This window comes from Enterobacter sp. WI-ESBL-E8 (assembly GCF_053364895.1).
In genome coordinates this window covers 1,148,493-1,169,709 of record NZ_JBRWXJ010000001.1, presented here as the reverse complement: position 1 = coordinate 1,169,709, position 21,217 = coordinate 1,148,493, and the positions used below count along the sequence as shown (strand labels likewise).

Here is a 21,217-nt window from a genome sequence, read left to right as displayed (position 1 = left end):
CAAAACAGGAGGTTTTTATGCTTATCGTTATTCCCGTCCTTATTTTCGTTGCGCTGGTTATCGTGGGCGCAGGCGTCAAAATTGTCCCACAGGGCTATCAGTGGACCGTCGAGCGTTTCGGCCGCTATACCAATACGCTCCAGCCTGGCCTAAGCCTTATTGTTCCGTTCATGGACAGAATCGGCCGTAAGATCAACATGATGGAACAGGTGCTGGATATTCCTTCTCAGGAAGTGATATCGAAGGATAACGCCAACGTCACCATTGACGCCGTCTGCTTTATTCAGGTGATTGACGCGCCGAAAGCGGCCTATGAGGTCAGCAACCTGGAGCTGGCGATCGTTAACCTGACGATGACCAACATCCGTACCGTGCTGGGCTCGATGGAGCTGGACGAGATGCTTTCCCAGCGCGACAGCATCAATACCCGCCTGCTGCATATTGTCGATGAGGCAACGAACCCGTGGGGGATCAAAGTCACCCGTATTGAGATCCGCGACGTGCGCCCACCGGCGGAGCTGATTGCCTCCATGAACGCGCAGATGAAGGCCGAGCGAACCAAGCGCGCCTATATTCTGGAAGCCGAAGGGGTACGTCAGGCTGAGATCCTCAAAGCGGAAGGGGAAAAACAGTCGCAGATCCTGAAAGCGGAAGGCGATCGTCAGTCCGCGTTTTTGCAGGCGGAAGCGCGTGAACGTTCAGCCGAGGCGGAAGCCCGCGCCACCCAGATGGTGTCTGAGGCGATTGCCGCCGGTGATATCCAGGCCGTGAACTACTTTGTCGCGCAAAAATATACCGACGCGCTGAAAGAGATCGGCTCCGCGAACAACAGCAAAGTGGTGATGATGCCGCTGGAGGCCAGCAGCCTGATGGGCTCTATCGCCGGTATTGCCGAGCTTATCAAAGACAGCGGAAACGAGCGTAAAAAATGATTGAGCTCATCGTCGCACATCCTCACGCTTTCTGGCTAAGCCTCGGGGGTTTACTGCTGGCCGCTGAGATGCTGGGCGGCAATGGCTACCTGCTCTGGAGCGGTGTCGCCGCGGTCATTACCGGGCTGCTCGTGTGGATTTTGCCGCTTGACTGGGCGTGGCAGGGCGCGTTGTTTGCCGTGCTGACGCTGGTGGCCGCGTGGCTGTGGTGGCGCTGGCTTAACCGACGGGTTAGCGAGCAGAAGCCGGTGGACGCGCATCTCAACCAGCGCGGACAGCAGATTGTCGGCCAGCGGTTTACGCTCGACGCCGCGCTGGTAAACGGACGGGGACATATGCGCGTGGGCGACAGCTCTTGGCCGGTGGTCGCCGACGACGACCTCAGCGCCGGAACGCGGGTTGAGGTCATTGCGGTGGAAGGCATTACCCTGCGGGTTAAAGCCTGCTAAGCAGAAGCCTTACGATGACAGCAGCCGGCAAGATTATCGATAATCGGGCAGTCGGCGCTGTCATCCCCCGGACAGGATTCCGCGAGCTGTAGCAGCTGTTTGCGCATCGCCTGCAGCTCGGTGATATGGCGTTCAATCTCGGCTACTTTTTCCAGGGTGCGTTTTTTCACGTCTGCGCTGTGACGCTTCGGATCGTTGAACAGGTTAACCAGCTCGCCGCACTCTTCCAGATTAAAACCGACCTGTCTTGCCTGGCGCAGCAGCGTCAGTTCATCCAGATGCAGCTGCGTGTAGCTGCGGTAGCCGTTTTCACTGCGCAGCGGCGGCGTCACCAGCCCCTTCTCTTCATAAAAGCGAATCGCTTTGCTGGTTAAACCGGTTTTTTTTGCCACATCGCTAATATTCACATTTCCCCCTTGACCTTCCCCTTGATGGAAGGTTTAACCTTCATAACAGTTAGTGAAAAGCGTTACTCCGGTCAACAACTGACCAAAATATTATACGGGAGTTTTGTTATGTCTCACACTATTGACCTGACGCTGGACGGCCTCTCCTGCGGCCACTGTGTCAAACGCGTTAAAGAAAGTCTGGAACAGCGCCCTGATGTTGAAAGCGCTGAAGTCAGTATCGATCGTGCCGCCGTCATCGGCAGCGCCAGCGCGGATGCGCTGATTGATACCATCAAGCAGGCCGGCTACGGGGCGGAGCTAAGCCACCCAAAGGCTAAACCGCTGGCAGAGTCATCATCCCCGTCGGAAGCGCTGACAGCGGCCACTCCTGAGCTTCCGGCAGCTGATGATATTGATGACAGCCAACAGCTGCTGATCAACGGCATGAGCTGCGCCAGCTGCGTCTCCCGGGTACAAAACGCCTTGCAGGCGGTACCGGGCGTCGCGCAGGCACGGGTCAACCTCGCGGAGCGCACTGCGCTGGTGATGGGCAGCGCCTCCACAGCAGATTTAGTGCAGGCCGTTGAAAAAGCGGGCTACGGAGCGGAGGCCATCGAAGATGACGCCGAACGCCGCGAGCGCCAGCAGGAAACGGCTATCGCAACCATGAAGCGCTTCCGCTGGCAGGCGATTGTCGCCCTGCTGGTGGGTATTCCGGTGATGGTGTGGGGGATGATCGGCGACAACATGATGGTCACCGACGACAACCGCACGCTGTGGCTGGTGATTGGCGTCATTACCCTGGGCGTGATGATCTTCGCGGGCGGCCATTTCTATACCAGCGCCTGGAAGAGCCTGAAAAACCGCACCGCGACGATGGATACGCTGGTCGCCCTCGGCACGGGGGCGGCATGGCTGTACTCCATGAGCGTGAACGTCTGGCCCCAGTGGTTCCCGATGGAAGCGCGGCATCTCTATTATGAAGCGAGCGCGATGATTATCGGCCTGATCAACTTAGGCCATATGCTGGAAGCCCGCGCCCGCCAGCGCTCCTCGAAAGCGCTGGAAAGATTGCTCGATTTAACCCCGCCAACCGCGCGCGTGGTCACGGACGCAGGGGAAAAGAGCGTTCCGCTGGCTGAGGTTCAGCCCGGCATGACGCTGCGCCTGACCACGGGCGATCGCGTTCCTGTTGACGGTAAGATAACGCAGGGCGAGGCCTGGCTGGATGAAGCGATGCTGACCGGCGAGCCTATCCCCCAGCAGAAATCAGACGGCGACGCCGTTCATGCCGGGACGGTGGTACAGGACGGTAGCGTGCTGTTCACCGCCAGCGCCGTCGGCAGCCACACTACGCTGTCGCGTATTATTCGCATGGTGCGCCAGGCGCAGAGCAGCAAGCCGGAAATTGGCCAGCTCGCTGACAGAATTTCCGCCATTTTTGTGCCGGTGGTGGTCGCCATTGCCCTGCTGAGCGCGGCGATCTGGTACGTTTTCGGCCCTGCCCCGCAGATTGTTTATACCCTGGTGATCGCCACCACGGTGCTGATCATCGCCTGTCCGTGCGCCCTTGGCCTGGCGACGCCGATGTCGATTATCTCCGGCGTAGGCCGCGCCGCCGAGTTTGGCGTGCTGGTGCGGGACGCGGACGCGCTGCAGCGGGCCAGCACGCTCGACACGCTGGTGTTTGATAAAACCGGCACGCTGACCGAAGGCAAACCGCAGGTGGTGGCCGTTGCGACCGCAGGCATTGCCGAAGCGGACGCGCTGCGGCTTGCCGCCGCGCTGGAGCAAGGCTCAAGCCATCCGCTGGCGCGCGCCATCCTTGATAAAGTAAATGATGCCGCCCTGCCGCAGGTCAGCAGCTTCCGTACCCTGCGCGGGCTCGGCGTCAGCGGTGAGGCAGAAGGCCACGCGCTGCTGCTGGGCAACCAGGCATTGCTTAATGAAAACGGTATTGATACCTCCACGCTGGAGAGCGAGCTAAAAGCGCAGGCGTCGCAGGGCGCCACGCCGGTTCTCCTTGCGGTAGATGGCAAAGCCGCCGCGCTGCTGGCCGTTCGCGATCCGCTGCGCCAGGACAGCGTGGATGCCCTGGCGCGTCTGCACCGCGCGGGCTATCGCCTGGTGATGCTCACCGGGGATAACCCGACCACTGCCAACGCCATCGCGAAAGAAGCAGGAATTGATGAGGTCATTGCGGGCGTGCTGCCGGACGGTAAAGCGGACGCCATTAAGAAACTGCAAAGTCAGGGTCGTCAGGTGGCGATGGTCGGCGACGGCATCAACGATGCCCCGGCGCTGGCCCAGGCGGACGTGGGGATCGCTATGGGTGGCGGGAGCGACGTGGCTATTGAAACCGCCGCCATTACGCTGATGCGCCACAGCCTGATGGGCGTTGCCGACGCGCTGGCCATTTCGAAAGCCACGTTGCGCAACATGAAGCAGAACCTGCTGGGGGCATTTATCTATAACTCGCTCGGTATCCCGATTGCTGCCGGCATTTTGTGGCCGCTGACCGGCACGCTGCTTAACCCGGTGGTCGCGGGTGCGGCGATGGCGCTCTCCTCCATCACCGTGGTGAGCAACGCCAACCGGCTGCTGCGCTTTAAACCGAAAGATTGAACCTTGTACTCGTACGCGCTAGCATGAACCTTTCCATTCATGGAGCGCGTATGGGTCTGTTTAATCGTATAAAAACATCGTTTCGCGCCCTCTTTCCTCGCCGTTACGCCTGGCCGGGCCTGGATATCTCCCTCCCCGGCGGGCAGCACCTGCACCTGGTGGGCAGTATCCATATGGGCACGCAGGATATGTCTCCCCTGCCGCCCGCGCTGGTTAAACTGCTGAAACGCGCCGATGCGCTGGTCGTTGAGGCAGACATTTCGGGCCACGAGTCGCCGTTTGCCGGACTAGAAAGCGATCGCTCGCTGGCCGAACGTCTGGATGAAACCCAGCTTGCGGAACTGACCCGCGTCGCCGATGAAACGGGCGTCTCGCTCTCCATGATTGACACCCTGCCGCTCTGGCAAATTGCGATGGTGCTGCAGGCCACGCAGGCGCAACGTCTGGGCCTGCGTGGTGATTACGGCATTGATTACCAGCTGCTGAACGTAGCAAGGGCGCGCCGTCTGCCCATCATCGAGCTGGAAGGGACGGACAGCCAGATTGCGCTCCTGCGGCAGCTTCCCGACGACGGCCTTATGCTGCTGGACGATACGCTGACCCACTGGCACACCAACGCGCGCCTGCTGCAGACCATGATAGGCTGGTGGCTGGATGCGCCGCCTGCGGACGGAAAGCTGGCCTTACCGTCGACGTTCAGCGAATCGTTATATGATGTGCTGATGAACGCGCGCAACAAAGCCTGGCGGGAAACACTTCATGCTCTGCCTGCGGGGCATTACGTGGTGGCGGTTGGGGCGTTACATTTGTACGGAGAAGGGAATTTGCCGTCGCTGCTGAAATAAAAAAATGGCCAATATTTCTATTGGCCCGTCAAAGAGGAATTTCATCGTTTTTATTATGCCGAAGGAGACCTTCGGTTGAGCCGATTGTCGCTCAAAGTGACCATCACTGCCAATACTATTGCGCAAGATGGTGCTATTTTTTAGACAAACGTCAGGCGTATGCTGTTGGCATGATTTGTCTGTCGTAAGAAGGATAGCTATGACTCCCGCCGTTAAATTACTCGAAAAAAACAACATTTCTTTCCGGATCCACACTTACGATCACGATCCGAATGAAACCAACTTTGGTGATGAAGTGGTGCGCAAGCTGGGCCTGAACGCGGACCAGGTTTATAAAACGCTGCTGGTTGCGGTGAATGGCGACATGAAACACCTCGCCGTCGCGGTCACCCCGGTGGCGGGCCAGCTGGATCTGAAAAAAGTCGCTAAAGCCCTGGGGGCGAAGAAGGTGGATATGGCCGATCCGATGGTTGCGCAACGCACCACGGGCTACCTGGTGGGCGGGATCAGCCCGCTCGGACAGAAAAAACGCCTGCCGACGCTGATTGATGCCCCTTCACAGGAGTTCGAAACCATCTTTATATCCGGCGGCAAACGCGGGCTGGATATTGAACTGGCCGCGGGCGATCTGGCGAAAATGCTGGACGCGAAGTTTGCGGATATTGCGCGCCGGGATTGAGAAAATTGCCCGGTGGCGCTGCGCTTACCGGGCCTACGATTCGAATGTAGGCCGGGTAAGGCGTAGCCGCCACCCGGCAAAACAACCGCACTACTGCCAGCTCACCTCACCTTTCGGCTCATACGCATTCACGTCAATCGGCGAATTCTGCTCGATGAACTGCTTCAGGACTTCCGCATCAATAAAGCCGGTATTCACATAGCCCGGTTTATTATCAATATGCGGATAGCCGTCACCGCCGGTGGCGTTAAAACTTAAGGTCGCCAGACGGTAGGTTTTGGCAGGGTCGACCGGTTCGCCTTTGATCTTAAGATCGTTTAGCTTGCCGTCTTTCGCCACAAAGCTAACGTTGGCAAACTGCGGGTAAGCCCCGGAATCCGGCTTCATCTGGGCCACGGCAGTCAGATAGTCAATGACCTCTTTCCCGCTCATGTCGGCATAGACCACCAGGTTACCGAACGGCTGCACCTTCAGGACGTCTTTGTAGGTGATATTTCCGCCTTCGATAGAGTCACGAATGCCGCCGCCGCTCATCACGCCGAAGTCAGCGCCGGTGCGCGCCATTTGCGCCGCCAGCACCAGGTGGCCCATGTTGGTCTGCACGAAGCGAACCTTACTGCGGTCCCCTTCCAGACGACCGTTCAGCGTGCCGATTTTCACGTCCAGCTGCGCCTTGCCTTTGTTCTGGAACGGCGTCAGCAGAGAGAGCATCTGCTGGTTTTCTGGAATCTCTGGCGTGTAAAGTACGCGCTCACTTTTCCCGTCAGGGTACGTAACCTTCTTCTTCAGGTTGACCGGAATGAGCTGGTAATGGACCAGCTTCATCTCGCCGTTACGGAACTCGAAGTCCGCGCGGCCCACGTATTTTCCCCACTCGTGCGCCTGGACAATCCAGATACCGTTCTGACGGTCTGGCGCGCACGGCGTGCCCGGCACGTAGTCCACCTGCTTTTTGTTCTCCGAGGCCATACACACCGGGTCTTGTGAGTGACCACCCACAATCATCGCCAGCGAGCCCGCAGGCAGGCTGCGCGCCATCTCCACGTCGCCGGGCGCGTTAGAGCCGTGCTCGCCGTTGTCGTAATGCCCCATGTGCGTGGTGGCAATTATCACGTCCGGCTTTTCGTTTTGCTGCAGCTCCTGAATCACCAGCTTCGCTTCGTCTGCCGGTTTGCGGAATTCGATATCGGTAAAGAACTCGGGGTTGCCAATTTTCGCCGTATCGTCGGTGGTTAAGCCAATGACCGCGATTTTCAGATCCTGACGCTTAAACAGCGCCCACGGTTTAAACAAGCGCTCGCCGGTGCTTTTCTGGTAAATATTGGCGGAGAGGAACGGGAATTTTGACCACTTCTCCTGCTGACGCAGCACGCTCAGCGGGTTGTCAAACTCATGGTTACCGACGGCCATCGCGTCGTAGCCAATCAGGTTCATACCGCGAAAATCGGGTTCGGCGTCCTGTAGGTCGGATTCCGGCACGCCGGTATTGATATCGCCGCCCGACAGCAACAGCACGCTGCCGCCCTGGGCTGCCACCTCTTTGCGAATGCTATCCACCAGCGTTTTTTGAGCAGACAGGCCATATTCGCCGTATTCACTGCGCCAGAAGTGACCGTGGTGATCGTTAGTATGCAGAATGGTGATTTTATAGGTTTTGTCTTTTTCATACGCCTGCGCGGGCAGGCTTACCAGGCCCCATGCGGCGATGAGCGCCAGCGCGACGCCCCGCTTCATTAACTTCATCATCTCTCTCCCTGACCAATAGACAAAGGCAAAAATTACAGTGACTAACAAGAATAGACAAATAAGTTTTCAGAATTGCGACTTTCTTCAAATGTCCCGGGCGGGTATGTTAGTCGGATAATAATTACACCCTGCATTTCTAATAACTAAAGACGTGGTAATTCTCTCTATGGCAATCAGTGAATCAACCCAGCCCGTTCCGGGCGCGCCGGCGTCGCCGCCAGCATCGCGCACCTCCTTTAAAGTATTAGGCGCAATCAGCCTCTCGCACCTGCTCAACGACATGATCCAGTCGTTGATTCTGGCCATTTATCCGCTGCTGCAGTCCGAGTTCTCGCTCACCTTCGTGCAGATCGGGATGATCACCCTGACCTTCCAGCTGGCCTCCTCGCTGCTGCAGCCGGTGGTGGGCTACTGGACGGACAAATACCCGATGCCGTGGTCGCTGCCGATAGGCATGTGCTTTACCTTAAGCGGGCTGGTTCTGCTGGCCATGGCGGGGAGCTTTGAGGCCGTGCTGATTGCTGCCGCGCTGGTGGGCACCGGCTCGTCCGTTTTCCACCCTGAGTCTTCCCGCGTGGCGCGTATGGCCTCTGGCGGGCGCCACGGTCTGGCGCAGTCGCTCTTCCAGGTAGGCGGTAACTTTGGTAGCTCTTTGGGCCCGCTGCTGGCCGCGGTGATTATTGCCCCTTACGGCAAAGGCAACGTGGCATGGTTTGTCCTGGCCGCGCTGCTGGCCATTGTCGTGCTGGCGCAGATCAGCCGCTGGTATGCCGCTCAGCATCGGGTGAATAAAGGTAAACCTAAAGCGAAGGTAACCAATCCCCTTCCGCGCAATAAGGTTATCCTGGCGGTTTCCGTGCTGCTGGTGCTGATTTTCTCGAAATACTTCTATATGGCGAGCATCAGCAGCTATTACACCTTTTACCTGATGCAAAAATTCGGATTATCGGTACAGAATGCCCAGATTCACCTGTTTGCCTTCCTGTTCGCCGTCGCGGCCGGCACGGTCATTGGCGGGCCCGTGGGGGATAAGATTGGGCGTAAATACGTTATTTGGGGCTCTATCCTCGGCGTCGCGCCGTTTACCCTTATTTTGCCGTACGCCAGCCTTGAATGGACGGGAATTTTAACCGTGATTATTGGTTTTATCCTCGCATCCGCCTTTTCCGCCATTCTGGTCTATGCCCAGGAGCTGCTGCCTGGGCGTATCGGTATGGTTTCCGGGCTCTTTTTCGGCTTCGCCTTCGGCATGGGCGGGCTTGGTGCCGCGGTGTTAGGGATGGTTGCGGATCACACCAGCATCTTCCTGGTTTATAAAATCTGCGCTTTCCTGCCACTTCTTGGGATGTTGACCATATTCCTGCCTGATAACCGCCACAAAGCGTAAATTACCGGTAGCCAAAGTTAAACTTTGGCTACCTGATACCCTGATGCCATAAGGGTTTCTTCTTCATCTCCTCGCTGAATTTATCAAAATGCGCTTTTTTGGGTGCATATTGCTGTTTTATTCAAAATTCAACAATTATTCATAAACACAAGAGTAAAAATTGTCATAAACTATTACTCGGTTTTTTGGTTTTTCACCAAAAAGGAACACCCACAACGAAAGGAGACGGAATGCACCACGCCACACCGCTTATCACCACCATTGTTGGTGGACTTGTGCTCGCTTTTATCCTCGGCATGATTGCTAATAAACTGCGTATTTCTCCTCTTGTCGGCTATCTGTTAGCGGGCGTACTGGCGGGACCGTTTACGCCAGGCTTCGTTGCGGATACCAAACTGGCCCCTGAGCTGGCGGAATTGGGCGTGATTCTGCTGATGTTTGGCGTCGGCCTGCATTTTTCCCTGAAGGATTTGATGGCGGTAAAGTCGATTGCCATACCCGGAGCGATCGCCCAGATAGGGGTGGCGACGCTGCTGGGGATGGCGCTTTCGGCCTTACTGGGCTGGTCGTTAATGACCGGTATCGTATTTGGGCTGTGTCTCTCAACCGCCAGTACCGTGGTGCTGCTGCGCGCGCTTGAAGAGAGACAGCTGATAGACAGCCAGCGCGGGCAAATCGCGATAGGCTGGCTGATTGTTGAAGACCTGGTCATGGTGCTGACGCTGGTGCTGCTGCCTGCCGTCGCCGGCATGATGGAAAAAGACAACGTCGGCTTCGCTTCGCTGGCGCTGGATATGAGCATTACCATCGGGAAAGTGGTGGCGTTTATCGCCATCATGATGCTGGTGGGCCGCCGTCTGGTACCGTGGATCATGTCCCGCAGCGCAGCAACCGGCTCACGCGAGCTGTTTACCCTCTCCGTGCTGGCGCTGGCGCTGGGTATCGCGTTTGGTGCCGTTGAGCTGTTTGACGTCTCCTTTGCCCTGGGCGCGTTCTTCGCCGGGATGGTGCTGAACGAATCCGAACTGAGCCACCGCGCGGCGCACGACACCCTGCCGCTGCGCGACGCCTTTGCCGTGCTGTTCTTCGTCTCCGTCGGGATGCTGTTTGATCCGATGGTTCTGATTCACCAGCCGCTGGCGGTGCTGGGCACGCTGGCGATCATTATCTTTGGTAAGTCGCTCGCCGCCTTCTTCCTGGTGCGAATGTTTGGCCACTCCCCGCGTACAGCGTTGACCATCGCCGCCAGCCTGGCGCAGATTGGCGAGTTCGCCTTTATTCTGGCCGGTCTGGGCATGGCCCTCAACCTGCTGCCGCAGGCCGGACAAAACCTGGTGCTGGCGGGGGCGATCCTCTCCATCATGCTGAACCCGGTGCTGTTTGCCCTGCTGGAAAAATACCTCGATAAAACCGAAACGCTGGAAGAGCAGACCCTGGAAGAGGCCATCGAAGAAGAGAAGCAGATCCCGGTGGATATTTGCAACCACGCCCTGCTGGTCGGCTTTGGCCGCGTGGGCAGCCTGCTCGGCGAGAAGCTGATGGCGCAGGGTATTCCGCTGGTGGTGATTGAAACGTCGCGCACCCGCGTCGACGAGCTGCGCGAGCGCGGCATTCGTGCGGTGCTGGGCAACGCGGCGAACGAAGAGATCATGAACCTGGCGCATCTGGACTGCGCGCGCTGGCTGCTGCTGACCATACCAAACGGCTATGAAGCGGGCGAGATCGTGGCTTCCGCGCGCGAGAAGTGCCCAAATATTGAGATTATTGCACGGGCGCATTATGACGACGAGGTGGAATACATTACCGAGCGCGGTGCGAATAAGGTGGTGATGGGCGAGCGTGAGATTGCGAACACGATGCTGACGCTGCTGGAGAATCCGCCGGTTGAAGAAGGGGTGACGGGGTAATGTGGTGCGGCCTGATGCCCTCACCCTAACCCTCTCCCACAGGGAGAGGGAACAAACACTAAAAACGGCAACCTGAGTTGCCGTTTTGCTTTTACCTGTCCCAGTACGCCTCTTCGAGGCTGTCTTCCCGTTCCGGCAGGCCACGCGTTAAGCGCGGTGAGTGCTGGTTCAGCACCTGATAGCTTACGCGGTTCGCGTATTTGCACACCTGCGCCAGCGACGAATAGGTCAGCCAGCTGAACTTGTGCTTGCTGGAGTTCGGTACGTTGGTTTTGTGGTAGGCATTGGCGGTAATATCGTGCAACAGCGCGGCCAGCGCGCCGTCGCCCGCGCCGTTGGTGTTCATGATCTTCTCCGGTCCGCCCATGTATGGCGCGATGTGAGAGTAGATCCGCATCGGGTTGATGCAGTCCTGATGGCGCATACCGCGGCTGAACTCGTACTGGTTGAACTCGGCAATCGCGCCAGGCAGCAGCGGGTGCTGAGTTTTGCGTTTGCTCTCTTCTTCCGTAAAGCCTGCCATGTACAGACCTACAGGGCCGGCGGTGCAGAGCACCAGATCCACCCAGTCCAGCGCTTTGTCTGACGCCAGCAGCGGATCGCTCTCACCGGTCAGCGCTTCCGCCTCTTCTTCATTCATTGCCAGAATGGAGACGTGCTCTTTCAGGAAGGCCTGCCACCACTCTGGGTTATCGGCAATCACGAATTTGGTGCCCAGCGTCAGAACGACGGGCACGTTGTATTTCTTCGCGTATTCAATCGCCTTCATGGTTGCGTCCGGCATCGGCTCGCCCGGCTTGCAGCGCACCAGGTACGAGGTCAGCACCAGCGCCGAGGCGCCTGCGATCACCTCTTCCGGAATACTCTCGGCACGCAGCTTGTTCATATGCCCCGGGCTGATGGCAAAGGTGCGCTCGCCGGACTCTCCGATAAGCGTAAAGCAGCGGCCAATGGGCCCGTCGACGCCCTGAAGGTAGTTCAGATCGGTGCGGCTGGAGGTGTTGCACAAATAGCGGTAGGCGTAGCCGCCAATTTCAATATTGCTGCACATCACGCCGAGCAGGACCGAGCGGTCATCGGCCAGCACGGAGTAGTTGTGCATGGTATTGCCGATGGTGCCACCGGCGAACTGATGGGTGATCAGATTTTCACGCACCAGCTCCTGATAGAGCGCTTCGGCAACGTCGTCTTCAATCACCAGCGAGTGTCCGGCGCTCAGACCGTAACGGGCGACAAACGCATCATCCACTTTCGCTTCAATGTCCACCAGCGTCTGATCGATACCGACGACCCATGCCGCGCTGGTTTCATTTTCTGGCTGGATTTGCTGCAAGAGCGGATCGCGGGCATCAACGGGGAAGTAGTGTTTAGATTTACGTTTACCGGGAAATTTCATGGTCTGAACTGTGCAAAGAATAGAGGCCGGGAATGGTAGCACAAACCCGGCCCACAGTGCGATCAGCGGCTGTTTGTCACCAGCGAGACCATCATGTCGATATGCTCAGGCGAGTCGTTAAGTGCCGGAATGTACTCGTACTTCTCACCGCCGGCCTCAAGGAAGAATTCCCGGTTTTGCACCGCGATCTCCTCCAGCGTTTCCAGGCAGTCTGCCGAGAAGCCCGGCGACATCACCTGAATATGCTTCACGCCCTTCTCCCCCAGCATTTTGAGGGTTTCATCGGTGTACGGCGTCAGCCACGGCTCGCGGCCGAAGCGCGACTGGAAGGTCATCATCACCTTCTCCGGCGGCAGGCCGAGGGCGGAAACCAGCTCGCGGGTGGTATCGCGGCAGCGCTGCGGGTAATCATCCCCTTCGTTGGCGAAACGCTGCGGGATCCCGTGGTAGGAGAGCAGCAGCAGATCCGGCTCGCCGTGTTTTTCAAACGACGCGCGCGCGCTGTTGGCAAGCGCCTTGATGTAGAGGTCGTTATCCGCGTAATCGCGAATAAAGGTCACGCCCGGTATACGGCGGCGGGTCGCCAGAATGCGCGCCAGCTCATCCCAGACGGCAGCCACCGTCGAGCAGGAGTATTGCGGGTAGAGCGCCAGCACGACGATGTGGTCCACGCCCTGCGCCAGCAGGGATTCCACCGCGCTTTCGAGGGACGGTTTTCCGTAACTCATGCCGAGCGCGACGGGCATATCCGGCAGGCGGGCAGCCAGCGCCTTTTCCTGGCGACGGCTGTAGACCATCAGCGGAGAACCCTCTTCCATCCAGACGGACTGATAGAGTTTGGCGACGCGCGGAGAACGGATCGGCAGAATGACGCCACGCAGCAGCGGCCACCACAGCAGTCGCGGAAAATCCACGACGCGCGTGTCGCTTAAAAATTGTCGCAGGTAGCGTTTTACCGCGTCTGATGTAGGTGCTTCTGGAGTGCCCAGATTGGCAAGCAGGATGCCGGTTTTCGCCTGACTCATTCACGCCTCTTAACCATTTGAATGGTTGTCAATTGTAGCGGAAATGCGTTTAAACGGAACCCATTGCTGTAATAGGTAAGATGAGAATATTTCTCACCCGGGGGCCCGGGTGAGAGGCGCGCGATTAGCCGAGGATTTTTTCCAGCTCTGCACGAACGTCAGCAACGGCTTTGGTGCCGTCAACTTTAGCGTATTTAGTGTTACCCGCCTGCGCTTCTTTGGTGTAGTAACCGATCAGCGGCGCGGTCATCTGATGGTATTCCACCAGGCGTTTACGCACGGTCTCTTCCTGGTCGTCTTTACGGGTGGTCAGCTCTTCGCCGGTCACGTCGTCTTTACCTTCAACCTTAGGCGGGTTGAATTTGATGTGGTAAACGCGGCCAGAAGCAGCGTGTACGCGACGACCAACGATGCGGTCAACGATCAGCTCGTCCGGTACGTCGAACTCCAGAACGTAGTCCACGTTGATGCCCGCTTCTTTCATGGCATCAGCCTGAGGAATGGTGCGCGGGAAGCCGTCCAGCAGGAAACCATTACGGCAGTCTTCCTGAGCAATGCGCTCTTTGACCAGAGCAATAACCAGCTCGTCGGTCACCAGCTTGCCTGCGTCCATGATGTCTTTCGCTTGTTTGCCCAGCTCGGAGCCAGATTTAACAGCGGCGCGCAGCATGTCACCGGTGGAGATTTGCGGAATACCGTATTTCTCCATGATGAACTGAGCCTGAGTTCCTTTACCCGCGCCCGGAGCGCCAAGCAGAATAATACGCATTGCGAAAATCCCCTCAAATGTCGTTTCAATTTTTCAAAAGCGCTAAACAATACCACCAGAACGGGTGCGGCTCAAGGAAGGCGGGAAGGCTGAAACGGTTAACGGGGGGAGATTATTTGGGTTAGTGCGGTCTGGTGCCCTCACCCCGGCCCTCTCCCACGGGGAGAGGGAGAAGACCAGGGGAGGCGTGGTCAGTTACGCCAGCAGCAGCGCATTCACACGTTTAATGAAGAGGTTAGGATCTTCCAGCGTGCCGCGTTCGGCCAGCAGAGACTGGTCCAGCAGCAGCTCAACCCACTCGGCAAAGCGGGCTTCGTCCTGGGTATCCGCCGCGCGTTTCACCAGAGGATGATCCGGGTTCAGCTCAAAGATATATTTCACTTCCGGCACCGCCTGGCCCGCAGCAGCGAACAGTTTCGCCATCTGGGTGCTCATTTCATCGGCATCGGTGGTGACGATGGCCGGGGTGTCGGTCAGACGGTGGGTGAAACGCACTTCCTTCACGCGCTCGCCCAGCAGCGTTTTCACGCGCTCAATGAATGGCTCCAGCGCCTTCTCGGCTTCTTTCGCGCTTTCGTCCACTTCATCCGCCAGCTTGTCGATGGACTCGTCCGCCTTAGCGACTGACTGGAACGCCTTACCGTCGAACTCGGTCAGGTAGTTCATCATCCACTCGTCGATGCGGTCAGAAAGCAGCAGCACTTCGATGCCTTTCTTGCGCAACAGCTCGAGGTGCGGGCTGCTCTTCGCCGCCGCGTAGCTGTCCGCGGTGATGTAGTAGATCTTCTCCTGCCCTTCCTTCATGCGCGACACGTACTCTTCCAGCGACACGGTCTGCGCGGAGGAGTCGGTGTGCGTAGAGGCGAAGCGCAACAGTTTGGCGATCGTTTCAACGTTCGCGGTGTCTTCAGCCGGACCTTCTTTCAGCACCAGGCCGAACTGTTTCCAGAAGGTCTGATATTTTTCCGCATCGTCTTTCGCCAGTTTTTCCAGCATCTGCAGCGCACGTTTGGTCAGGGCGTTGCGCAAGTTACGGGTGACGGTGCTGTCCTGCAGAATTTCGCGGGAGACGTTCAGCGGCAGATCGTTGGAATCTATCAGGCCGCGCACAAAGCGCAGGTAGTTCGGCATGAACTGCTCGGCATCGTCCATGATGAAGACGCGCTGCACGTACAGCTTCAGGCCGTGCTTATGATCGCGGTTCCACATGTCCCACGGTGCCTGTGCCGGAATGTACAGCAGGCTGGTGTACTCCTGCTTACCTTCGACACGGTTGTGGCTCCAGGTCAGCGGGTCGGTAAAGTCGTGGGCGATGTGCTTGTAGAATTCGTTGTACTCGTCGTCTTTGATCTCAGACTTGTTGCGCGTCCACAGCGCCTGCGCCTTGTTGATTTTCTCCCAGGAGACCACGGTTTCACCGTCTTTCTCTTCCTGTTTTTCAATCTCTACCGGCAGCGCGATGTGGTCGGAATACTTGCTGATGATGGAGCGAACGCGCCAGTCATTCAGGAAATCATCTTCCCCTTCACGCAGGTGCAGGGTGATTTCGGTGCCGCGATCCGCTTTGGTGATGTCATCAACGGTGTATTCACCTTCACCTTTAGACTCCCACAGCACGCCGTTCTCGGCGCTGTCGCCCGCGGCGCGGGTGCGCACGGTGACTTTATCCGCCACGATGAACGCCGAGTAGAAACCGACGCCGAACTGACCGATCAGCTGGCTGTCTTTCGCCTGGTCAGAACCCATGGACTCAAGGAACGCTTTGGTACCGGATTTCGCGATGGTCCCGAGGTGGTCGATCACCTCGTCGCGGTTCATCCCAATGCCATTATCAGCGATGGTCAGGGTGCGGTTCTCTTTATTAAACGAGACGCGCACGCGCAGCTCACCGTCGCCTTCGTACAGATCCGGGTTGGACAGCGCGCGGAAGCGCAGCTTGTCCGCCGCATCCGAGGCGTTGGAAATCAGCTCGCGCAGGAAAATTTCTTTGTTGGAATACAGGGAATGGATCATCAGGTGCAGAAGCTGTTTTACTTCTGACTGGAAACCACGGGTTTCTTGTCCTTTCATCTATGTCGACCTCAACAATGCCATTTAATGGGGTTTTAAAACGTTGAGTGAGAGATGGGGATAAGGGGAGAAATTTTCAAGCGGAGGCGGCTCGCGCAGCCTCCGTTTGGTCAGAAAATAATCTTGTGACGTCCGGCCAGAGAGTGGGACAGCGTGGTGCCGTCCACCATCTCCAGCTCGCCGCCCACCGGCACGCCGTGGGCTATGCGGCTGGCGTCAACGCCGTACTGCGAGCACAGCTCGGCGATGTAGTTAGCGGTCGCTTCCCCTTCCACCGTGGGGTTGGTGGCGAGGATAACCTCTTTGATCGTTTCGGACTCAAGGCGCTGTTCAAGGCGGTCAAGACCGATATCGTCCGGGCCAATACCGTCCAGCGGGGAGAGATGCCCCATCAGCACGAAATAGCGGCCGGAAAACTGTCCGGTTTGTTCGATGGCGTAGATGTCCGCAGGACTCTCCACCACGCAAATCTGACCGTTTTCCTGACGACGCGGGTTCGTGCAGATGTTACAAACATCCTGCTCGGTGAAGGTACGGCAATCCGCACAGTGACCAATTTCTGACATGGCGCGGGTTAAAGCCTGCGCCAGGCGCATCCCGCCGCTGCGGTCGCGCTGCAATAGCGTAAACGCCATGCGCTGCGCCGACTTCGGGCCAACGCCCGGCAGGCAGCGCAGTGCTTCCATTAACTGCGTGAGCAGCGGACTGGTTTGCATCAGAATGGCATCTTGAAGCCAGGCGGCAGCTGCATACCGCTGGAAACAGAGGCCATTTTCTCTTTCTGAGTTTCGTCGATACGGCGCGCAGCATCGTTAAACGCGGCAGCAACCAGATCTTCCAGCATCTCTTTGTCGTCTTCGAGCAGGCTCGGATCGATTTCAACGCGACGGCAGTTGTGCGCACCGTTGATGGTCACTTTGACCAGACCGGCACCGGACTCACCCGTGACTTCCAGCTGAGCGATCTCTTCCTGCATCTTCTGCATTTTTTCCTGCATCTGCTGAGCCTGCTTCATCAGGCCACCCAGACCGCCTTTTCCACCAAACATAGGCTTCTCTCTTCTTTCACGTTTAAGGATTACAACCGTAAGTCAGACTCACGATCAAATGGGGCGAATACTCTCTTCATCCAGATCGGCGTCGAAGAACCGGCGCAGGGTCTGAATGTTGTTATCCGCAATAATCGCCTCGCGCGCCTGCGCGAGCTTTTCTTCATAAATGGCCTGACGCCACTCCAGCGGCGTTTTCACTGCCGGATTATCATCTTCAATGATAGTCAATTCAACCGGTGAACCCTGTAAAGCGGCCAGCGCCTCGGCCAGCGCCTTTTGCGCACCGGGTGAATTCAGGTGGCGTTGACCCGGACGCAGGTGCAAACGCACCTGATTGCCGTCCTGCTCTTTCCAGGCATTCAGCGCGACCTGCTCGACCAGCTTCGGCAGCTGGAGTTTACTGACCTCGGCGGCCCAGGCGTCGCGCGCAATGGACTCTTCGGCAAGCTTCGCGGAAAGCTCCGGCGTTTTCTCATGCTCCAGCGCCTTTTTCAGCGCCTTAGGCGTGGCGACCTCTTCCTTCACCGTTTCGATGATGGTGGTCGCCTTCCAGCGGTAAGCCTCTTCTTTCACCGGGGCTTTCTGCTCGAGCGCGGACGGTGCAGGACGCGACTGTACGCGCTCCGTTACCGAGGCCAGTCGTTCAAGCGCGGCGTTGTTCACCGGCCGCGCTCTTCCTGGCGCTGCCGGTTCACTCTTTTTTGGTTTGGTTACTCCCTGCGCGCGCTGCAGCTGGCTGCGTGCGGCAAGCACCGAACTGGTGGCATCCGACAGCGGCACGTTTTGCGGCGGCGGCGTCGGCTGCGGCGGTACCTGCTGCGGCGACATCACCGCCGTAGGGGCGACCGGCGCGAAAGACTGCCGTGGCACCTCAGGCTCTGGCAGCGGCATCCGCGGATGGAACGCCAGCGCGCGCAGTAGCGTCATTTCAACGCCCATCCGGGGATCCGGCGCGAACGGTAACTCTTTGCGGCCAATCAGCAGCGTCTGGTAATACAGCTGCACGTCGGCAGGCGGCACGGTGCGGGCGAGCTCACGCATCCGCTGTTCAATGGCGGCCATATCCGCGCCAATGGCTGACGGAGAAAGCTGCAGCATCGCCACGCGGTGCAGCAGGCTGAGCATCTCAACCAGCAGCCCTTCCCATTCAATACCCCGGGCAGCGGCCGCATTCACCTGCGACATCACGCGCTCCCCGTTGGCGGCAATCATCGCTTCGATAAGCGAAAGCGCCTGATCGTCATCCAGCGTGCCGAGCATGGTGCTGACCGCCTCGGTGGAGAGCTTGCCGTCACCGCTGGCAATCGCCTGATCGGTCAGGCTGAGCGCATCACGCAGGCTGCCATCCGCCGCGCGGGCCAGCAGCTGCAGGGCGCGCGGTTCGTGGACAATTTTCTCTTCATCAAGAATGTGCTCAAGCTGCGCGCGGATCTGCTCAACGTCCAGCGCCTTCAGGTGGAACTGCAGGCAGCGCGACAGGATGGTGACCGGCAGCTTTTGCGGATCGGTGGTCGCCAGCAGGAACTTCACGTGCGCGGGCGGCTCTTCCAGCGTTTTCAGCAGGGCGTTGAAGCTGTGGCGCGACAGCATGTGCACTTCATCGATCAGGTAGACCTTGAAGCGGCCGCGCGCCGGAGCGTACTGAACGTTGTCCAGCAGGTCGCGGGTATCTTCAACTTTGGTGCGCGAGGCGGCGTCGATCTCGATCAGATCGACAAAACGCCCCTGCTCGATCTCGCGGCAGTTATCGCACACGCCGCACGGCGTGGCGGTGATCCCGGTTTCGCAGTTGAGACCTTTTGCCAGCAAACGGGCAATAGAGGTCTTACCGACGCCGCGGGTGCCGGAGAAAAGATAAGCGTGATGGATGCGACCTAGCGACAAGCCGTTCGCCAGGGCCGTCAGCACATGCTCCTGACCGACAACGTCAGCAAAGGTTTGTGGTCGCCATTTACGGGCTAACACCTGATAACTCATGGGCAGGCTCTGCAACGCTGGAAGGTGAATTTATGGAGGGGAATGCTATCACAACCTCACCCATTGAGCGAGGTTGTGAAAACCGGGATTAATGACCCGGGAAAGGCACCAGGCTGTAGCTGGTAATGCCCTGTTTTTCCAGGCGCTGTTCACCGCCGAGATCGAACAGGTTGATGATGAAGGCCGCGTCGGTCACTTCACCACCCAGACGACGGATCAGCTTCACGGTCGCTTCGATAGTGCCGCCGGTTGCCAGCAGATCGTCAACCACCAGCACTTTGTCGCCCGGCTTGATCGCATCAACGTGGATTTCCAGCTGATCGGTGCCGTACTCCAGCTCGTAGCTCTCCGCGATGGTTTCACGCGGCAGTTTGCGCGGCTTGCGCACCGGCACAAATCCCACGCCCATTGCCAGCGCAACCGGTGCGCCAAACAGGAAGCCACGGGCTTCGGTACCTACTACTTTGGTGATCCCGGCGTTTTTATAACGCTCTACCAGCAGTTCAATGCTGAGCGCGTACGCTTTCGGGTCTTCCAGCAAGCTGGTGACATCACGGAAAAGAATGCCAGGCTTTGGATAGTCCTGGATGCTTTTGATGCTGTTTTTCAGATATTCAAGCTGCTGTGCAGTTGCGGTCATCGGTTTGTGCCTAAATGAAACAGTGTTACTCACGGCGCGCGACGAGTCGGTAAAGGCAACAATTGTTTAACCTTTGACCAGGCGCACCTGTGCTCGAAAACGGTCGAATTTACTGGCTGCGCGTGATAATTGCAACAGCCATGATGAGGCTTCAGTGCTTTTGTTGCTTTTCATCAACCACGGGGATCCGCCACATGAAGATAAGCAGACAGGTCAGGATGACCAGCAGCAGGATCCGCACCCACATCATTTTCACCATCCATAATGAAATAGCGAAGGTGATGAGGATCACCGCGATCGCGCGCGGCTTCGCCCCGGGCGGCATGGCCCGGTGTTTTTGCCAGTGCCGCAGATAGCCGCCAAACCATGAGCGGTACAGCAGCCAGTGGTGAAAACGCGGCGACGAGCGGGCGAAGCACCAGGCCGCCAGCAGGATAAACGGCGTGGTCGGCAGTAAGGGTAAAACCACACCCAGCGTGCCAAGCACTACCGCGAGCCAGCCAATGATGATTAAAATAGTACGCTGCATAATGCGAATCGTTATCAAACTGAACGGCTACTTTACCACTGGAGAGCGCCTTGAAAACAGACTTGCTTCTGGAGATGCTGCAAAAACAGCTGACCACTCTGCGAGCCGAGGCCACCCCTCTGCTGGGGCACGCCACGCTGAAGCCGCGCTTTGACCGGCAGCTTTTTCGCACCCGCAGTACGGTAATCGAGGATTATATCGCTGAAGCGCAGACCCATCTCGACGAGCTTCGCCATGCCGTTGAGCGTGAACAGCACGAACAGGTGACGTGGCTTGCGGAGCATCTTACTGAGCAGATCACCGCTCTGCACCGCGAAATTGCCGCCTGGCCGCTGCGCGCCTGGGACAGCGCCTCGCCAGGGCTTGCCAAATGGCAACGCAAGCGGCTGGAGAACCAGGAATTTGAACGCCGGCTGTTTGAGATGAAGCGCGAACGCGAAGTGCGGCTGAACAACAGCGAAACGCTGGAAGAGCAGCAGCTATTGATGCGCGAGATTAGCGCGCTGGAAGGACGCATCGTCCGCTGCCGTCAGGCGCTGGATGAGATTGAACGCGTCATTGAACGTTTGACCCGTTAACAGGAGCTCTACTCATGTCACTGGAAAATGCACCCGATGAGGTCAAACTGGCCGTCGATTTGATTATGCTGCTGGAGAATCATGAGATCCCCGCCGAGACGGTGCTTAAGGCGCTGGAGATTGTGCGGCGGGATTTTGAGGGAAAACTACCCTCACCCCAGCCCTCTCCCTGAGGGAGAGGGAGAAAATCGTTCCCTCGCCCCTGAGGGCAGAGGGAAATAGA

At 58.0% G+C, this 21,217-nt stretch carries 19 protein-coding genes, 1 pseudogene and 1 other annotated feature; of the genes and pseudogenes, 9 read left to right on the top strand and 11 right to left on the bottom strand.

What is annotated here, in order from left to right; all coding sequences use genetic code 11:
• The first annotated feature begins 17 nt into the window (after positions 1-17).
• Entirely contained in the window at positions 18-932 is a 915-nt protein-coding gene (locus tag ACWHWP_RS05540) for an SPFH domain-containing protein (protein WP_047347235.1), read from the top strand.
• Positions 929-1,381, top strand: a complete 453-nt coding sequence (locus ACWHWP_RS05535; protein ID WP_063429295.1) for an NfeD family protein — start codon at positions 929-931, stop codon at positions 1,379-1,381. Before ACWHWP_RS05540 ends, ACWHWP_RS05535 begins: the two co-directional genes overlap by 4 nt.
• Here ACWHWP_RS05535 and cueR read toward each other — a convergent pair.
• Positions 1,378-1,788 carry a Cu(I)-responsive transcriptional regulator gene (gene cueR / locus ACWHWP_RS05530; RefSeq protein ID WP_063429293.1) on the bottom strand — a complete coding sequence of 137 codons (411 nt, stop codon included), beginning with the start codon at positions 1,786-1,788 and terminating at the stop codon, positions 1,378-1,380. The genes ACWHWP_RS05535 and cueR overlap by 4 nt on opposite strands.
• A gap of 108 nt (positions 1,789-1,896) precedes the next feature.
• Here cueR and copA point away from each other — a divergent pair, with 108 nt between their 5' ends.
• The 3 genes from copA to ybaK all read left to right on the top strand — a co-directional run bounded on the left by copA (position 1,897) and on the right by ybaK (position 5,919).
• Positions 1,897-4,395 (top strand): copper-exporting P-type ATPase CopA, encoded by a 2,499-nt coding sequence (gene copA, locus ACWHWP_RS05525; RefSeq protein WP_447855192.1) that lies wholly within the window; start codon positions 1,897-1,899, stop codon positions 4,393-4,395.
• Positions 4,396-4,445: 50 nt separating this feature from the next.
• Positions 4,446-5,240: a TraB/GumN family protein gene (locus ACWHWP_RS05520; RefSeq protein ID WP_063429289.1), complete on the top strand. Its 795-nt coding sequence runs from the start codon at positions 4,446-4,448 to the stop codon at positions 5,238-5,240.
• A 199-nt stretch (positions 5,241-5,439) separates the two neighbouring features.
• The gene (ybaK, locus tag ACWHWP_RS05515) at positions 5,440-5,919 is read left to right on the top strand and encodes a Cys-tRNA(Pro)/Cys-tRNA(Cys) deacylase YbaK (RefSeq protein ID WP_023310615.1); all 480 of its coding nucleotides are present in this window, start codon (positions 5,440-5,442) and stop codon (positions 5,917-5,919) included.
• A gap of 90 nt (positions 5,920-6,009) precedes the next feature.
• Here the strand turns inward: ybaK and ushA are convergent, their stop codons facing one another.
• A complete protein-coding gene (gene ushA / locus ACWHWP_RS05510) occupies positions 6,010-7,662 on the bottom strand; it encodes a bifunctional UDP-sugar hydrolase/5'-nucleotidase UshA (RefSeq protein ID WP_047347241.1) in 1,653 nt (550 codons plus the stop codon).
• 169 nt (positions 7,663-7,831) lie between these two features.
• Here ushA and ACWHWP_RS05505 point away from each other — a divergent pair, with 169 nt between their 5' ends.
• The gene (locus ACWHWP_RS05505; protein ID WP_447855191.1) at positions 7,832-9,052 is read left to right on the top strand and encodes an MFS transporter; all 1,221 of its coding nucleotides are present in this window, start codon (positions 7,832-7,834) and stop codon (positions 9,050-9,052) included.
• A 230-nt stretch (positions 9,053-9,282) separates the two neighbouring features.
• Positions 9,283-10,959 carry a YbaL family putative K(+) efflux transporter gene (ybaL, locus tag ACWHWP_RS05500; RefSeq protein ID WP_059311191.1) on the top strand — a complete coding sequence of 559 codons (1,677 nt, stop codon included), beginning with the start codon at positions 9,283-9,285 and terminating at the stop codon, positions 10,957-10,959.
• A 91-nt stretch (positions 10,960-11,050) separates the two neighbouring features.
• On the opposite strand, the gene ACWHWP_RS05495 is transcribed toward ybaL, so the two are convergent.
• The 9 genes from ACWHWP_RS05495 to ACWHWP_RS05455 form a co-directional block, all read right to left on the bottom strand.
• Complete coding sequence (locus tag ACWHWP_RS05495) at positions 11,051-12,355, bottom strand: inosine/guanosine kinase (RefSeq protein WP_447855190.1); 1,305 nt, start codon at positions 12,353-12,355, stop codon at positions 11,051-11,053.
• Between the two features lie 62 nt (positions 12,356-12,417).
• Positions 12,418-13,380, bottom strand: a complete 963-nt coding sequence (gene hemH / locus ACWHWP_RS05490; RefSeq protein WP_014882814.1) for a ferrochelatase — start codon at positions 13,378-13,380, stop codon at positions 12,418-12,420.
• Between the two features lie 124 nt (positions 13,381-13,504).
• Positions 13,505-14,149 (bottom strand): adenylate kinase, encoded by a 645-nt coding sequence (adk, locus tag ACWHWP_RS05485; RefSeq protein WP_006809841.1) that lies wholly within the window; start codon positions 14,147-14,149, stop codon positions 13,505-13,507.
• 195 nt (positions 14,150-14,344) lie between these two features.
• Positions 14,345-16,219 carry a molecular chaperone HtpG gene (gene htpG / locus ACWHWP_RS05480; protein WP_047347245.1) on the bottom strand — a complete coding sequence of 625 codons (1,875 nt, stop codon included), beginning with the start codon at positions 16,217-16,219 and terminating at the stop codon, positions 14,345-14,347.
• 110 nt (positions 16,220-16,329) lie between these two features.
• Positions 16,330-16,935, bottom strand: a complete 606-nt coding sequence (gene recR, locus ACWHWP_RS05475) for a recombination mediator RecR (RefSeq protein ID WP_008499298.1) — start codon at positions 16,933-16,935, stop codon at positions 16,330-16,332.
• Positions 16,935-17,267: a YbaB/EbfC family nucleoid-associated protein gene (locus ACWHWP_RS05470; protein WP_003858972.1), complete on the bottom strand. Its 333-nt coding sequence runs from the start codon at positions 17,265-17,267 to the stop codon at positions 16,935-16,937. Before ACWHWP_RS05470 ends, recR begins: the two co-directional genes overlap by 1 nt.
• 54 nt (positions 17,268-17,321) lie before the next feature.
• Positions 17,322-19,247: a DNA polymerase III subunit gamma/tau gene (dnaX, locus tag ACWHWP_RS05465; protein ID WP_047347246.1), complete on the bottom strand. Its 1,926-nt coding sequence runs from the start codon at positions 19,245-19,247 to the stop codon at positions 17,322-17,324.
• Positions 17,928-17,992: a sequence feature (DnaX frameshifting element), on the bottom strand. Its footprint overlaps the gene before it by 65 nt.
• An 88-nt stretch (positions 19,248-19,335) precedes the next feature.
• Complete coding sequence (gene apt, locus ACWHWP_RS05460; RefSeq protein ID WP_000127359.1) at positions 19,336-19,887, bottom strand: adenine phosphoribosyltransferase; 552 nt, start codon at positions 19,885-19,887, stop codon at positions 19,336-19,338.
• Between the two features lie 151 nt (positions 19,888-20,038).
• Positions 20,039-20,416: a DUF454 family protein gene (locus ACWHWP_RS05455; protein ID WP_047347247.1), complete on the bottom strand. Its 378-nt coding sequence runs from the start codon at positions 20,414-20,416 to the stop codon at positions 20,039-20,041.
• A gap of 50 nt (positions 20,417-20,466) precedes the next feature.
• Here ACWHWP_RS05455 and priC point away from each other — a divergent pair, with 50 nt between their 5' ends.
• Positions 20,467-20,994, top strand: coding sequence for a primosomal replication protein N'' (gene priC / locus ACWHWP_RS05450; RefSeq protein WP_047347248.1), 528 nt, complete (start codon positions 20,467-20,469; stop codon positions 20,992-20,994).
• A 14-nt stretch (positions 20,995-21,008) separates the two neighbouring features.
• A pseudogene (rsmS, locus tag ACWHWP_RS05445) lies at positions 21,009-21,216 on the top strand (pleiotropic regulatory protein RsmS).
• Position 21,217 lies beyond the last annotated feature (1 nt).